Annotated in this window: 15 protein-coding genes and 1 tRNA gene; 10 read left to right on the top strand and 6 right to left on the bottom strand. The window is 53.6% G+C overall.

The window, feature by feature from the left end:
- Positions 1 to 130 precede the first annotated feature (130 nt).
- Together AB6V08_RS14540 and AB6V08_RS14535 are read left to right on the top strand one after the other, a co-directional pair.
- Positions 131 to 1,513 carry an MFS transporter gene (locus AB6V08_RS14540; protein ID WP_368543563.1) on the top strand — a complete coding sequence of 461 codons (1,383 nt, stop codon included), beginning with the start codon at positions 131 to 133 and terminating at the stop codon, positions 1,511 to 1,513.
- A gap of 11 nt (positions 1,514 to 1,524) precedes the next feature.
- On the top strand, positions 1,525 to 3,135 hold the full coding sequence (locus tag AB6V08_RS14535) for a glycoside hydrolase family 43 protein (RefSeq protein WP_368543562.1): 1,611 nt from the start codon (positions 1,525 to 1,527) through the stop codon (positions 3,133 to 3,135).
- Between the two features lie 4 nt (positions 3,136 to 3,139).
- On the opposite strand, the gene xynR is transcribed toward AB6V08_RS14535, so the two are convergent.
- The 3 genes from xynR to argL form a co-directional block, all read right to left on the bottom strand.
- Positions 3,140 to 3,898: a DNA-binding transcriptional repressor XynR gene (xynR, locus tag AB6V08_RS14530; RefSeq protein ID WP_368543561.1), complete on the bottom strand. Its 759-nt coding sequence runs from the start codon at positions 3,896 to 3,898 to the stop codon at positions 3,140 to 3,142.
- Positions 3,899 to 4,071: 173 nt separating this feature from the next.
- A complete protein-coding gene (argF, locus tag AB6V08_RS14525) occupies positions 4,072 to 5,076 on the bottom strand; it encodes an ornithine carbamoyltransferase (protein WP_368543560.1) in 1,005 nt (334 codons plus the stop codon).
- The gene (gene argL / locus AB6V08_RS14520; protein WP_368543559.1) at positions 5,046 to 5,141 is read right to left on the bottom strand and encodes a putative translational regulatory protein ArgL; all 96 of its coding nucleotides are present in this window, start codon (positions 5,139 to 5,141) and stop codon (positions 5,046 to 5,048) included. Before argL ends, argF begins: the two co-directional genes overlap by 31 nt.
- A gap of 99 nt (positions 5,142 to 5,240) precedes the next feature.
- On the opposite strand from argL, the gene rraB reads away from it, so the two are divergent.
- From rraB to AB6V08_RS14495, 5 genes are all read left to right on the top strand, one after another.
- Positions 5,241 to 5,663 carry a ribonuclease E inhibitor RraB gene (gene rraB, locus AB6V08_RS14515; protein ID WP_014068697.1) on the top strand — a complete coding sequence of 141 codons (423 nt, stop codon included), beginning with the start codon at positions 5,241 to 5,243 and terminating at the stop codon, positions 5,661 to 5,663.
- A 44-nt stretch (positions 5,664 to 5,707) separates the two neighbouring features.
- Positions 5,708 to 6,466, top strand: a complete 759-nt coding sequence (gene miaE, locus AB6V08_RS14510; RefSeq protein ID WP_368543558.1) for a tRNA isopentenyl-2-thiomethyl-A-37 hydroxylase MiaE — start codon at positions 5,708 to 5,710, stop codon at positions 6,464 to 6,466.
- 30 nt (positions 6,467 to 6,496) lie between these two features.
- Entirely contained in the window at positions 6,497 to 7,228 is a 732-nt protein-coding gene (locus tag AB6V08_RS14505; protein WP_368543557.1) for a topoisomerase II, read from the top strand.
- Between the two features lie 105 nt (positions 7,229 to 7,333).
- A tRNA-Leu gene (locus AB6V08_RS14500) sits at positions 7,334 to 7,418 on the top strand.
- A 279-nt stretch (positions 7,419 to 7,697) separates the two neighbouring features.
- Complete coding sequence (locus AB6V08_RS14495) at positions 7,698 to 7,829, top strand: hypothetical protein (RefSeq protein WP_368543556.1); 132 nt, start codon at positions 7,698 to 7,700, stop codon at positions 7,827 to 7,829.
- Positions 7,830 to 7,877: 48 nt separating this feature from the next.
- Here the strand turns inward: AB6V08_RS14495 and AB6V08_RS14490 are convergent, their stop codons facing one another.
- The 3 genes from AB6V08_RS14490 to AB6V08_RS14480 all read right to left on the bottom strand — a co-directional run bounded on the left by AB6V08_RS14490 (position 7,878) and on the right by AB6V08_RS14480 (position 9,101).
- The gene (locus AB6V08_RS14490) at positions 7,878 to 8,072 is read right to left on the bottom strand and encodes a helix-turn-helix transcriptional regulator (RefSeq protein ID WP_368543555.1); all 195 of its coding nucleotides are present in this window, start codon (positions 8,070 to 8,072) and stop codon (positions 7,878 to 7,880) included.
- Between the two features lie 138 nt (positions 8,073 to 8,210).
- Positions 8,211 to 8,849, bottom strand: a complete 639-nt coding sequence (locus AB6V08_RS14485) for a hypothetical protein (RefSeq protein WP_368543554.1) — start codon at positions 8,847 to 8,849, stop codon at positions 8,211 to 8,213.
- Between the two features lie 114 nt (positions 8,850 to 8,963).
- Positions 8,964 to 9,101 (bottom strand): hypothetical protein, encoded by a 138-nt coding sequence (locus AB6V08_RS14480; RefSeq protein WP_368543553.1) that lies wholly within the window; start codon positions 9,099 to 9,101, stop codon positions 8,964 to 8,966.
- A 160-nt stretch (positions 9,102 to 9,261) separates the two neighbouring features.
- On the opposite strand from AB6V08_RS14480, the gene AB6V08_RS14475 reads away from it, so the two are divergent.
- The 3 genes from AB6V08_RS14475 to AB6V08_RS14465 all read left to right on the top strand — a co-directional run bounded on the left by AB6V08_RS14475 (position 9,262) and on the right by AB6V08_RS14465 (position 14,327).
- On the top strand, positions 9,262 to 10,041 hold the full coding sequence (locus tag AB6V08_RS14475; protein ID WP_368543552.1) for an HNH endonuclease: 780 nt from the start codon (positions 9,262 to 9,264) through the stop codon (positions 10,039 to 10,041).
- Between the two features lie 68 nt (positions 10,042 to 10,109).
- A complete protein-coding gene (locus AB6V08_RS14470) occupies positions 10,110 to 10,487 on the top strand; it encodes a hypothetical protein (RefSeq protein WP_032724090.1) in 378 nt (125 codons plus the stop codon).
- Positions 10,488 to 10,811: 324 nt separating this feature from the next.
- Positions 10,812 to 14,327, top strand: a complete 3,516-nt coding sequence (locus AB6V08_RS14465; RefSeq protein ID WP_368543551.1) for an AAA domain-containing protein — start codon at positions 10,812 to 10,814, stop codon at positions 14,325 to 14,327.
- Positions 14,328 to 14,363 lie beyond the last annotated feature (36 nt).

Below are 14,363 nucleotides of genomic sequence, written 5' to 3'. Positions count from 1 at the left end.
CGCGGCATCACAAAAGCAAAATAACGTAATTCGAAAATAAGATATGACCATTGCTGGTTAATTGAACAGCTCATTACACTCCTGTAACACGATGTTGTAATTCAGCACACTACATAAGGGTGTAATTCTGATGACGCAATTAACCATGAAAGACAAAATTGGCTACGGGCTGGGTGACACCGCCTGCGGCTTCGTCTGGCAGGCCACGATGTTCCTGCTGGCCTATTTCTATACCGACGTGTTTGGCCTGTCGGCGGGCATTATGGGGACGCTGTTTTTGGTCTCCCGCGTGCTCGACGCGGTGACCGACCCGCTGATGGGGCTGCTGGTTGACCGCACCCGCACGCGGCACGGCCAGTTCCGCCCGTTCCTGCTGTGGGGCGCCATCCCGTTCGGCATCGTCTGCGTGCTGACCTTCTACACGCCGGACTTCTCCGCGCAGGGCAAAATCATCTACGCCTGCGTGACCTACATTCTGCTGACCCTGGTCTATACCTTCGTTAACGTACCGTACTGCGCCATGCCGGGCGTCATTACCGCCGACCCGAAAGAGCGTCACGCCCTGCAGTCATGGCGCTTCTTCCTGGCCGCCGCCGGTTCGCTCGCCATTAGCGGCATCGCCCTGCCGCTGGTGAGCATCATCGGCAAGGGGGACGAGCAGGTGGGCTATTTCGGCGCCATGTGCGTGCTGGGGCTGGTGGGCGTGGTGCTGCTGTACGTCTGCTTCTTCACCACCAAAGAGCGCTACACCTTTGACGTGCAGCCGGGATCGTCGGTATCCAAAGATCTCAAGTTGCTGCTCGGCAACACCCAGTGGCGGATCATGTGCGCGTTTAAGATGATGGCCACCTGCTCCAACGTGGTGCGCGGCGGGGCGACGCTCTACTTCGTGAAATACGTGATGGATCACCCGGAGATGGCGACCCAGTTTTTACTCTACGGCAGCCTCGCCACCATGTTCGGCTCGCTCTGCTCCTCCCGCCTGCTGGGGCGCTTCGACCGCGTCACCGCCTTCAAGTGGATCATCGTCGCCTACTCGCTGATCAGCCTGCTGATTTTCTTCACCCCGGCCGAGCATATCGCGCTGATTTTCGCCCTCAACATCCTGTTCCTGTTCGTCTTTAACACCACCACGCCGCTGCAGTGGCTGATGGCCTCTGACGTGGTGGACTACGAAGAGAGCCGCAGCGGGCGCCGCCTCGACGGGCTGGTGTTCTCCACCTACCTGTTCAGCCTGAAGATTGGCCTGGCGATTGGCGGGGCGGTGGTGGGCTGGATCCTTGCCTGGGTGAACTACTCCGCCAGCAGCAGCGTGCAGCCGGTTGAGGTGCTTACCACCATCAAAATCCTGTTCTGCGTGGTGCCCGTCGTGCTCTACGCGGGCATGTTCATCATGCTGTCGTTCTACAAGCTCACCGACGCCCGCGTGGAGGTCATCAGCCAGCAGCTGATCAAGCACCGCGCGACGCAGGGCGAGGCCGTTCCCGACGCCGCGACAGCCGCATCCCATTAACCGGAGGCAATATGGAAATTACGAACCCGATCCTCACCGGCTTTAATCCTGACCCGTCCCTGTGCCGCCAGGGCGAGGACTACTACATCGCCACCTCCACCTTCGAGTGGTTCCCGGGCGTGCGCATCTACCACTCCCGCGACCTGAAAAACTGGTCGCTGGTCAGCACCCCGCTGGACAGGGTGTCGATGCTGGACATGAAGGGCAATCCGGACTCCGGCGGCATCTGGGCGCCGTGCCTGAGCTACGCCGACGGTCAATTCTGGCTGCTTTACACCGACGTGAAGATTGTCGATTCGCCGTGGAAAAATGGCCGCAACTATCTCGTCACCGCGCCCTCTATCGAGGGGCCGTGGAGCGAGCCGATTCCGATGGGCAACGGCGGGTTCGACCCGTCCCTGTTCCACGACGACGATGGCCGCAAATACTACGTCTACCGCCCGTGGGGGCCGCGCCACCATAGCAACCCGCACAACACCATCGTGATACAGGAGTTTGATCCGCAGACCGGGACGCTCTCGCCCGAGCGCAAAACCCTGTTTACCGGCACGCCGCTCTGCTACACCGAGGGCGCGCACCTGTATCGCCACGCGGGATGGTACTACCTGATGGTCGCCGAGGGCGGCACCAGCTACGAGCACGCGGTCGTGGTGCTGCGTTCAAAAACCCTCGACGGGCCCTACGAGCTGCACCCGGACGTGACGATGATGACCAGCTGGCATCTGCCGGAGAACCCGCTGCAAAAAAGCGGCCACGGCTCGCTGCTGCAAACCCACACCGGGGAATGGTATATGGCCTACCTCACCAGCCGACCGCTGCGCCTGCCCGGCGTGCCGCTGCTGGCCTCCGGCGGGCGCGGCTACTGCCCGCTTGGCCGCGAGACCGGCATCGCCCGCATCGAGTGGCGCGACGGCTGGCCGTATGTGGAAGGGGGCAAACACGCGCACCTGACCGTGAAAGGCCCGCAGATGGCCGAACAGCCTGCCATCGCTCAGGCGAACTGGCGGGACGATTTCGACGGCGGCGCACTTGACCCGGAGCTACAGACCCTGCGCATTCCGTTCGACGACACCCTCGGCTCGCTTACCGCGCGCCCAGGCTATTTGCGGCTCTACGGCAACGACTCGCTCAACTCGACGTTTACCCAGTCAACGGTGGCGCGCCGCTGGCAGCACTTTGCCTTCCGCGCGGAAACGCGGATGCAGTTCTCGCCGGTTCACTTCCAGCAGAGCGCGGGGCTGACCTGCTACTACAACAGCAAAAACTGGAGCTACTGCTTTGTGGACTACGAGGAGGGACGGGGCAGAACCCTCAAGGTGATCCAGCTCGACCACAACGTGCCGTCGTGGCCGCTGCACGAGCAGCCGATTCCGGTGCCGGAACATGCGCAGAGCGTCTGGCTGCGGGTGGACGTGGATACGCTGGTTTACCGCTACAGCTACTCGTTTGACGGCGAAACGTGGCATACCGTACCGGTGACGTATGAGGCGTGGAAGCTGTCGGACGATTACATCGGCGGGCGCGGCTTCTTCACCGGCGCGTTTGTGGGGCTGCACTGCGAGGACATCAGCGGCGACGGCTGCCACGCGGACTTCGACTACTTCACCTACGAGCCGGCCTGACGGCTCAGGCCGGGTAGCCCAGCGCGCGTGAGAGCTGGAGCCCGGCCTGCTGAAGCTGCTCGCGGAAATTAGCCAGCTCGGCGTCGTCCACGCGGGAGGTCAGCGTCGACAGGCTCAGGGCGGCAATCACGCGGGACTCGTGGTTACACACCGGCACCGCTACGCAGCGCACGCCCTGCTCGTTTTCTTCGCTGTCGAGGGCATAGCCCTGCTCGCGGGTCTGCGACAGGGCGGCCATTAAGGCTTCGCGTGAGGCGAGGGTGGCGGGAGTAAAGGTGGTGTACTGATAGCCCTCCAGCAGGGTGTTCAGCTCAGGCTCGCCCAGCCAGGCAATCAACACCTTGCCGATGGCGGTGGCGTGAACCGGCAGGCGGCGACCGATGCGCGAATAGGCGATGGCGGCGAGCTTGCCTTCAATCTTCTCGATATAAACTCCTTCACGCCCGTCGAGGATCCCCAGATGGGTGGTCTGCCCGGTCCGCTGTGACAGCTCCGTCAGCCAGCCTTTCGCCTTCTGGCGAATATCGATGGAGCCCACGACAAAATGACCGCGCTCGACCAGCTTCATGCCGAGGCGATATTTGCCGTTCTCCGGGTTCTGATCGATATAGCCGTGAAGCTGCAGGGTTTTCAGCAGCGAGTGGAGGGTGCTCTTGCTCAGCCCCATCAGTTTGCTGATGTCGGTGATCTTAAGCTCGGTGGCCTGCTCGTTGAACAGGTCGAGGATCTGCAACGCACGTTCAACAGACTGAATAATCGGCATAATGCTGGCATGTCCACGCTGGAATTAAGGCGAAAACGTACCTTTTTCGGGGTGAAAAATCAATGAAATGGAGGTAAAAGCAAAACGACAACAAGGTTGTCGTTTTTTAATGTTTGCTCCCTCTCCCCGTGGGAGAGGGCCGGGGTGAGGGCACCAGACCGCAGAGGACTCAATCACTCCCCAAGCGTCGCCACCATCACCGCCTTAATCGTATGCATCCGGTTTTCCGCCTGGTCAAACACGATGCTCGCCGCCGACTCAAACACCTCGTCCGTCACTTCCATCCCGCCGTGCAGATCAAACTCCTTCGCCATCTGCTTGCCGAGCGTGGTCTGATCGTCGTGGAACGCGGGCAGACAGTGCAGGAACTTCACGTCCGGATTACCCGTCAGCGCCATCATCTGCGCGTTAACCTGATACCCGCGCAGCAGCGCGATACGCTCGGCCCACTTCTCTTTGGCCTCGCCCATCGACACCCACACGTCGGTATAGATGAAGTCAGCGCCCTTCACGCCCGCCGCCACATCTTCCGTCAGGGTTATCTTCCCGCCATTCTTCTGCGCCAGCGCGCTGCACTCCGCCACCAGGCTCTCCTCCGGCCAGCAGGCCTTCGGTGCCACCAGGCGCAGATCCAGCCCGGTCAGCGCCGCCGCTTCCAGCATCGAGTTGCCCATGTTGTTGCGCGCATCGCCCGCATACACCAGCGTCATCTCGTTAAACGCTTTGCCCGGCAGGTGCTCCTGCATGGTCAGCAGGTCGGCCAGCAGCTGCGTCGGGTGGAACTCGTTGGTCAGCCCGTTCCACACCGGCACGCCCGCGTACTGCGCCAGGGTTTCAACCACTTCCTGCCCGTGACCGCGATACTGAATGCCGTCGTACATACGTCCCAGCACGCGTGCGGTGTCTTTAATTGATTCTTTATGCCCAATCTGGCTGCCGCTCGGCCCCAAATAGGTAACGCGTGCGCCCTGGTCAAATGCGGCAACTTCGAAAGAGCATCGTGTGCGGGTTGAGTCTTTTTCGAAGATGAGCGCGATGTTTTTGCCGGTAAGCTTTTGTACTTCCTTGCCATTTTTCTTATCAGCTTTGAGCTGTGCGGCAAGGGTCAGCAGAGAGGTGAACTGTGCAGGGGTAAAATCGAGCAATTTCAGAAAGTGTTTCTTGTACAGACTGGACATTTTATCCTCGCATGGCTAACGCCACTTATTGAATTAAAATTCACTTTATATGTGTAATTATTCATTTGCAACCCTGTTTCACAAATCTTTCTTACAAAGGTGGAGGCAAACACATCCGTGTGTGAAAATAGAAGTATCTGCCGCACTTTAAAGAGGAATGAGCCATGGCAAACCCGGAACTACTGGAAGAGCAACGCGAAGAAACGCGTTTGATTATTGAGGAACTGCTTGAAGACGGCAGCGATCCGGACGCGCTGTACACCATCGAGCACCATTTCTCTGCCGACGATTTCGAAGCGCTGGAAAAGCTGGCGGTTGAAGCCTTCAAGCTGGGTTACGAAGTGACCGAGCCAGAAGAGCTGGAAGTGGAAGAGGGCGACACCGTCATCTGCTGCGATATCCTGAGCGAAGGTGCCCTGAAAGCGGAACTTATCGACGCGCAGGTAGAACAGCTGATGAACCTGGCCGAGAAGTTCGAAGTGGAATACGACGGCTGGGGAACCTACTTCGAAGATCCGAACGGTGAAGACGGCGACGAAGACGACGAAGATTACATCGACGAAGACGATGACGGCGTGCGTCACTAATCGTACTTAGCGGCAGCTCCGGCTGCCGCTTTCAAGGCTTAAACATGGATTACCCGCAGATACTCGCCCCTGTTTTAGATTTCCTCCAGTGCCCGACCCCGCAAGCATGGATTGATAAAGCCCGCGACCCGGCCAACCTGCCGCTGCTGCTCACCGACCACATGGTGTGCGAGCTCAAAGCCGCGCAGACCGCGCTCCTGCTGGTGCGTAAATACGTCGCCGATGAAAGCGGTGCCGACGCGCTGCTCGACTGGCTCAAGCCCTACGAACAGTTCACCTTCCGCGATGGCCCGGAGCCGGACTTCATCGCCCTGCACAGGCAGATTGGCAAAAGCGTCATGCCCAAAACCGACGATCCGTGGGGCCAGGCGCTCATCGACAGCATGGTGCTGCTGATAAAAGAGGAGCTGCACCACTTCTGGCAGGTGCGCGAGGCGATGCTGGCGCGCAACATTCCTTACGTCAAAATCACCGCTAGCCGCTACGCCAAAGGGATGCTGAAGGAAGTGCGCACTCACGAACCGCTGACGCTGATCGACAAGCTGATCTGCGGCGCGTACATCGAGGCCCGCTCCTGCGAGCGTTTCGCCGCGCTCGCCCCGTTCCTCGATGAGGAGTTGCAGAAGTTCTATCTGTCGCTGCTGCGCTCGGAAGCGCGACATTATCAGGACTATCTGGCACTTGCCCAAAAGGTCAGCGACAACGATATCTCTTCCCGGATAAAGCATTTTGGCGAAATTGAAGCCACACTTATCTCAACACCGGATAACGAATTTCGCTTCCACAGCGGCGTGCCGGTGTAAACCGGCATAGCTAAAGGATAAGGATGCGAAATGAATAAAACGTGGATCCGTATTGTCGTTGTGGTAGTCCTGGCCGCCGTCGTGGCGTTCTGGGTGTATTTCGATAAGCAGCGCCTGCAGCAAAACCCCGCCCAGCAGCTTGATACGACGTTAAACGCGATGCCCGCCTGGCAGGTGCTTAAAGAGCAAGACCCCGCCCTGCAACAGCGCATCCGCGATCAGATCGTCGCCATGCAAAAGGCCGGTGATTCCGAGCAGCACATCATCGACGTGATACAGCCGCAGATCCTCAATCTGCAGATGTCGCGCCTGCAAACCGCGCCGGACCCCTACGTGGTGGATTATATGAAGGCCAACATGGAGCAGACCGCCGCCATTCAGAAGGTGAGCGACGACGCCTGCTTCCGCTTTTTATATCCCGGCGTGAAGGGCGGCGTGAACCCGATGCGCGTGCTGGATAAACAGATGATGCAGCGCCGAATGCAGGCCGATGCCGACATGATGCGCGCGGCCTTCGGCAAAAACCGCCACACCGTGACGCCCGCCGAGCGCGAGGCCGCCGTGGCGGACGTCCGTCCGATCATGAAGTCCCTTGCGGATAAATATGGCGAGGACATCCAACTGCTGCAAATGCCGGATAAAGCGGTTGGGAAAGAGAAACTTTCCTGCGATATGGTGCAGGATATGTGGGCGAAAGTGCTTAAACTGCCTGAACATCAGGCGGCTGGCGTCATCCGACTGGCGGTATCCGAGCTGGACTGACGGATGCGCTGATTTTTTGGGCACTTAGCGAAGGTTTAGCGCGTCGTCGCTTGCATGGCGGCGCGCGACAGGTATAATCCACAACGTTTCCGCATCCCCTTCAGTGCCGAAGTGGCGAAATCGGTAGACGCAGTTGATTCAAAATCAACCGTAGAAATACGTGCCGGTTCGAGTCCGGCCTTCGGCACCAAGTGATGCAATAATTAGCTACCTAAGGGTGGCTTTTTTTGTGTCTATTTCCGTCCAAATTCGTCCATATCTGACTGTAAAGGTCTTGATATTCATTTTAACTCCAGCAGATCCAGACTGTAGTATCTAAAATTTCGCTCTGTAAACAAAGAGAAACGTATGGCGTTAGTCCCATGTCCTCTCATTTCTTTTGCAATATAAAGTGAAAAGTAAGCGGATAATAAGAAGGCTTATTTTATACGGCAATAATCCGGCGGAAAAAACAGAAAGTAAAATCAGGATGGAGAGCACCTTTCGGGTAAGGACGCCGTTTGGCGCGTTAGGGATGCAGGACAGTATCAGTAACATCCGGCTCATTTGCGACTGGCTGACCTGGACCATCTCCTGTTCTCCGGTATTGCTGGCACCGTGAAGCCAGCGGTTGAGCAGGTGTGAAGCGCACATAATCTTCCTCCGGCATTCAGACATCGCGTGTGAGGCGGATGCGCTGGTGGATCCACGCGTCCACCTCGCTTTCCAGCCAGGCGACGTGGCGGATGTTGAGCCGGATGGACGGCGGAAACTGTTGCAGCTGTATTTGCCGGTAAATCCACGATTTACCGAAGCCGATTTTGTCTTCCACCTGGCGTAAGCGTAAAAATCTGTCGCTATTCATAACCATTCCTCCTGTGTCCAGATTCGTTCACATCAGCACGATGGGCGTGGTTATCAAAGCAGCAGCGTCCCTGCCAGGCAGTAAAAATCCTTATCTGGGTTAGTGAGAGTTGTTAGTTGAAAGGGTTAGTTGATCGCGTTACGGCGGTGCGCCGCGCTGGAGTGCGGTTTTCAACGTCTCGGGGCTCAGCGGCAGGTGCATACCTTCCTCACGCGCCCAGCATTCGAAAATGTTCAGCAGTTTGTAAGGATGCTCCAGCATTTCATCGTCCAGTTGCGGGTTGTGCTTGCAGGCCAGCCACAGCAAACGAGATAGTGCTGTGGTGATTCGTTCCTTTGATTCCGGCTGATGACGGGTCAGGAAGGCCTCGAGATGAGTGCGGCGGATGACGAATAGTGCGTCAGGAGGCAATGTATCCTGCAGGTAGCAGACGGACAGACTGAGCCGGGATTTAAGGTCATTGCGACCATTACCATATAACTGGCCAATCAGCAGATGTAGCTCTTCCTGAAGGTTGTTTTGCGTGGCGAGCAGTTCCAGTAAAAGCTCCCGCAACAATTTGCGGCAACAGAGTTGGTGGTAGCTGTCGTTTTCATCGCCGACCACGATGCCAATCTGGTTGCAGCAATGGGTATCTTTGGGGCAAGGACGATTCAACGTTTTCGCCAGTTGCTGGTGGAGCAGTAGGCGCTCAAGGCCAATTAACGGCAAATTCCACAGATGGCTGGTGGTCAGTTGCAGAGTTGGGTCGCGTCTGAACGGCGGAGAGGTCGCCATCACTTTGCGGTTGCCGGGTTTGTTGCACTGCTAAGGCGGAAAGGGAGGCTTGCTGAATCGGCAGGCAAAGCGGCAAGGGGGATTGAGTGGTCTCAGAAGTACGGGAGAAGGGAACTAGACCGAGAGTGGCAGATCGCCGTGCAGGGTATGGTGGATCAGGTCCGCGGGCAGCAACGTGATGTTGTGCTGCCGGATGACTTCTACGGCCTCATCCAGCGTCAGCCACTCCTGGCGGATTTTGCGCGGGGGCATGGCGTGTTCCTTTTTGTGTTGTTGGTTGCGTGTTCTGCTTGTTGATGGTGAAAACCGGTGTGAGATGTTTTTGCTAAAACAACTAACCTGATCAGTTTAGTTAACGATCTTTTCAGACATAATCTGGTGATTAATTACGCTGGAAAAACAGGATGTAACATTGAATAGCTCGGAAGACGATTTGCTTGAAGTGGCGTGGTATTTGTCGAAGTACGGTAAATCTCAACCACCCGTAGGACTGGGTGTTCAGAAATGGAAAGAGGCTTTTGCCTTGTTTTATCCCCGTTTTGGCGCGGGCAAAACCGCCAGCGAGTTTCACAATAGTCTGAGAAATAGTCGTGATCGCTTTGACTCGTGGCTTACTGATGCGCGTGTTGGCTGGCGTGACGAGCAGGGCGCTCCTGCTGCGCTTTCTCATTCAGCGCAGCGAGTGCATCAGCGATTGAGTCTGCTTTCAGAGAGTGCGATTGAGCAGCGCGTTCTTTCGTTAATATCTTCTGATGGAGAGGAGCAGGCACAACGTGATTGTCTGGCTATTCAGCAGGATAAAAGTATTGAAGATACCGTACGCGAGCAGTTGATTGCGGCGCGGCTGGGGCAGGGGACCTTTCGAAAAAATTGTCTCATGCTGTATCCGGCATGCCCTGTTACGGGAACGACGTTTGCGCCGTTACTCCGTGCCAGCCATATAAAACCGTGGGCTGCCTGCGAGAATGGGAACGAACGCCTTGATCCTTATAATGGAATTATACTGGCTGCACACATTGATATCCTATTCGATCAGGGATGGATTTCGTTTGAGAACGATGGGCGCTTATTAATTAGCAATGAGCTGGATATTAGTGTTAAAGAGCAGCTTTTGTTGCCAGAGAAAATAAAGGCATTTTCTGTTGAATCGTATTGTTATCTGGAATGGCATCGGGAGAATTTACTGAGATAGTTAAGTTTTGACGAGAATGCCTTTGATATAGGATGTCATGATTCGTTTGATAAGGGGAAAGGTATAAAATGAAGATGGTAAAAATATATTCAACAGGAAGTTGTGATGCTGCAACACGTGAAGGTTCGGCGGAAGTTGTGCTGGAATGCGAAGGGAAAATAAAATATCTGACCTTCTCCTACAGTGATACGACCGCAAATAGATGCATTCTCCAGGGCTTTATTGATGGTGTGAATTGTTTGAAGAAACCCTGTAACGTTGAATTAATCAGTTCATGTGAGCTCGGTGTGAAGAAAGCGCAGAAAGGAAAGGGTGTTAATGTAGATTTGCACAAGGAATTATGTGGAATCTTGATAAAGAAAGAATGTGAATATTCTTTTTCTGTCATGCATGGTGAAGGCGACATTTTGAATGCTTTTATTCGCAAGCATCGGACAAAACAATAGCTGGAGAGCCTACATACAGAACCATCTTCGACAGCGCTATTTTCTGAACTTACAGGTTCCAATATTGCATTGAACGCTGCCAGTAGGGCTCACTGGCTTCTGGAGCGTGCTGTGCAATCGGTAACCCTCTGCTGCTTCTGTTATAAAGCTTTTATGTGCCATGCAGCAGGATATGGTCGTTTTCTGAACTCCGTATAACCTGAGTATTTGTATCGAAGCGTGAACAAAACATTGCAGCCAGCGTTTCAACGTGGACAATAGTTATCCATACGGTGATTTTATATTCGATAAATCAATGGATTTTATTGAGTCATAGGACTGGTAATGGATGAAAATGCTTTAGGGTTTGCCTCATACTGGCGCAACTCGCTTGCAGATACTGAGTCAGGAAAGGGCAGTTTTGAACGGAAAGACGTCAAAAATTTCACTCACTGGCATGAGATAGCGATGGGACGTCTTGACGAAGCGATGGTCGGTAAATTTTTTGAAGGAGAAAAAGACGACGTCGAAACAGTCGATGTCATCTTGCGGCCAAAGGTTTATTTCCGGTTACTGCAGCATGGAAAGGATCGTTCCGCTGGCGCGCCTGATATTGTTACCCCGATAGTGACGCCCGCCCTGTTGAGCCGTGAAGGTTTTTTATATCCGACGCCAGCGACCTCCATTCCCAGAGACCTGCTTGAACCTTTGCCAAAAGGGGCATTTTCGATTGGTGAGATTGAGCAGTATGACAAATATAAAACGACACATACCTCATTCTCTATCAACGTAGATGACAGCGTTGATAAGACTGCTGAAACGGATGAAGAACGAGAAGCACGATATGCAGCCTGGCAACAGGAGTGGCGTCAATATCTGGATGATTCAGAAAGGCTGCTGAAGAACGTTGTCGGCGACTGGATAAAAAATCCCGAGCAATATGAACTCGCTGAACATGGTTATATGGTGAAAACGGCGCAATCTGGCGGTGCCAGTTTCCATATCCTTTCGCTTTATGATCACCTGCTTGTTTGCAAAAAGGATGTGCCGCTCTTCAATCGCTTCGCCTCGCGAGAGGTTCATGCTGCAGAGTCATTACTTCCTCCGGAAGCAAAATTCAGCGACAGACTTGGACACTCCGGGGATAAGTTTCCGCTGGCAAAGGCTCAGCGCGATGCCTTAAGCCATTTTCTTGATGCCAGGCATGGCGATATCCTTGCCGTTAACGGCCCTCCGGGAACCGGGAAAACCACGCTGGTGCTTTCTATCATCGCCACGCAGTGGGCCAGAGCGGCTCTCGAAAAAGCGGAACCTCCGGTTATTATCGCGACTTCAACAAATAACCAGGCTGTAACGAACATTATCGAGGCGTTCGGGAAAGACTTTTCCCAGGGTACTGGTGCAATGGCCGGACGATGGTTGCCAGAGCTGAAAAGCTTCGGCGCTTATTTTCCCTCAAGCACTCGTAAAGCCGAGGCAGCCAAAAAATACCAAACTGAAGATTTCTTCAACCAGGTTGAGTCAAAAGAGTATGTAGAGGATGCACTGCTGTTTTATCTGGATAAAGCTAAGGCAGCCTTCCCTGAAAAAGATTGTTCATCCCCTGAAAAGGTCATTGAACTCCTGCATGGTCAGTTGGCAGCAAAATACGAACAACTGGTAAGGCTGAACGCAGCATGGCAAACGTTAAGCCAGGTTCGGGCTGCGCGTGAGCTTATTGCTAATGACATTGAGCAATATCTCGCTAATCTAAATAAATTACTCTCCGGGCAAGAAAAAAAAGTCACTCAACTAAAGAGTGCTAAAGCGGAATGGAAAAAATATCGCGCCGGTGAATCACTGATCTATTCATTATTTTCCTGGCTACCAGCGGTTCGCAGTAAGCGGCAGTACCAAATACAATTGTATCTCGAAGATAAATTAGGTGAGCTGATTGCGGGGAATCAGTGGTCTGATCCTGAAACCATTGAACGTAATATTAATGGACTTCTCAACTCCGCTGAGCGTGAGCAAACAACATACCGGCAGCAGATTGACTCCGCCCATGAAATTGTTCTTAAAGAACAGCAGGCGGCTCAGGAATGGCAGAGGCTGGCACTTGATTTAGGGCATGAGAGCGACAAGGAATTGAGCTTCTCACAGGCAGATGAACTGGCTGATACGCAGATTCGTTTCCCTGCATTCTTACTGACGACCCACTACTGGGAAGGTCGTTGGCTAATGGATATGGCGAAGATCGATGATCTGCAGAAAGAGAAGGGCAAGAAAGGTGCTAAAGGGGTAACTGCTCGCTGGCAACGCCGAATGAAACTTACTCCATGCGTAGTCATGACCTGCTATATGCTGCCCGGCAATATGCAGATAAGCGAACACAAAGGTCAGCGTAAATTCGAGAAAAGTTATTTATATGATTTTGCCGATTTACTCATTGTCGATGAAGCCGGGCAGGTGCTTCCTGAAGTGGCTGCTGCCTCGTTTGCCTTGGCTAAAAAGGCATTAGTAATTGGTGATACGGAACAGATCCCGCCAATATGGAGTATTGCTCCCGCTATTGATATAGGTAACATGCTGGCGGAAAAAATTCTGTCAGGCAGTACGCAAGAAGAGATTACTGAGAAATATACGGCAATCGCAGAGCTTGGTAAAAGCGCCGCATCTGGCAGCGTCATGAAAATAGCGCAGTGTGCCTCACGCTATCAATATGATCCCGAACTGGCTCGTGGAATGTACTTATATGAACACCGCCGGTGCTTCGATAATATTATTGGATACTGCAATACGCTCTGCTATCACGGTAAGTTGTTGCCTAAAAGAGGGTGTGAAGAGAGCAATTTAATGCCCGCAATGGGTTATCTCCATATTGATGGTAAAGGCGAGCTGGCAAGTAGCGGAAGTCGATATAATTTGCTGGAGGCTGAAACGATAGCTGCCTGGCTGACAGATAACCAGCAGGATATTGAAGCACATTACGGCAAATCGCTTCATGAGGTTGTCGGTATCGTGACGCCTTTTAGCGCGCAGGTATCGACCATCAAACAGGCGCTGGGTAAACAAGGTATCAGCACTGGCGCGAATGAAACGTCGCTCACGGTGGGCACCGTGCACTCTCTTCAAGGAGCGGAAAGAGCGATTGTGATATTCTCGCCAGTCTATTCAAAGCATGAAGACGGCGGGTTTATTGATAGCGATAACAGCATGCTGAACGTTGCTGTTTCCCGTGCGAAGGACAGTTTCCTGGTCTTCGGCGATATGGACCTGTTTGAGATTCAGCCAGCCTCATCTCCGCGGGGAATACTGGCAAAATATCTCTTTGAGTCAGAGAAGAATGCGCTCACTTTTGATTATAAAGAGCGTAAGGATTTAAAAACTTCCGAGACCAAAATCTATACACTCCATGGTGTGGAGCAGCATGATAATTTCCTGAATCAGACGTTTGAAAATACCGGTAAACACATCACGATAGTTTCTCCATGGCTAACCTGGCAAAAACTGGAGCAAACCGGTTTTCTTGATTCTATGATTGCGGCGTGTTCACGTGGTATTAATGTCACGATTATCACTGACAGAAGCTACAACACTGAACATAGTGATTTTGAGAAGCGAAAAGAGAAACAGCAGAACCTCAAAGCGGCGCTGGAGAAACTGAACGCCCTTGGTATTGCGACAAAACTGGTCAATCGTGTTCATAGCAAAATTGTTATTGGGGATGATGGTTTGCTGTGCGTGGGATCGTTCAACTGGTTTAGCGCGACACGTGAAGCGCGATATGAACGATACGATACATCAATGGTTTATTGCGGTGATAACCTGAAGGGCGAGATTGAGGCAATTTATAATAGCCTTGAGAGGCGTCAGGTTTAGGGTAGGAATTTGATTGGCCATCTTATCGACTGTTTT

It is taken from the genome of Enterobacter soli (assembly GCF_964208575.1).
Taxonomy (GTDB): domain Bacteria; phylum Pseudomonadota; class Gammaproteobacteria; order Enterobacterales; family Enterobacteriaceae; genus Enterobacter; species Enterobacter soli_A.
The sequence above is the reverse complement of the archived record's forward strand: the minus strand, read 5'-3'. Positions and strand labels throughout refer to the sequence as shown.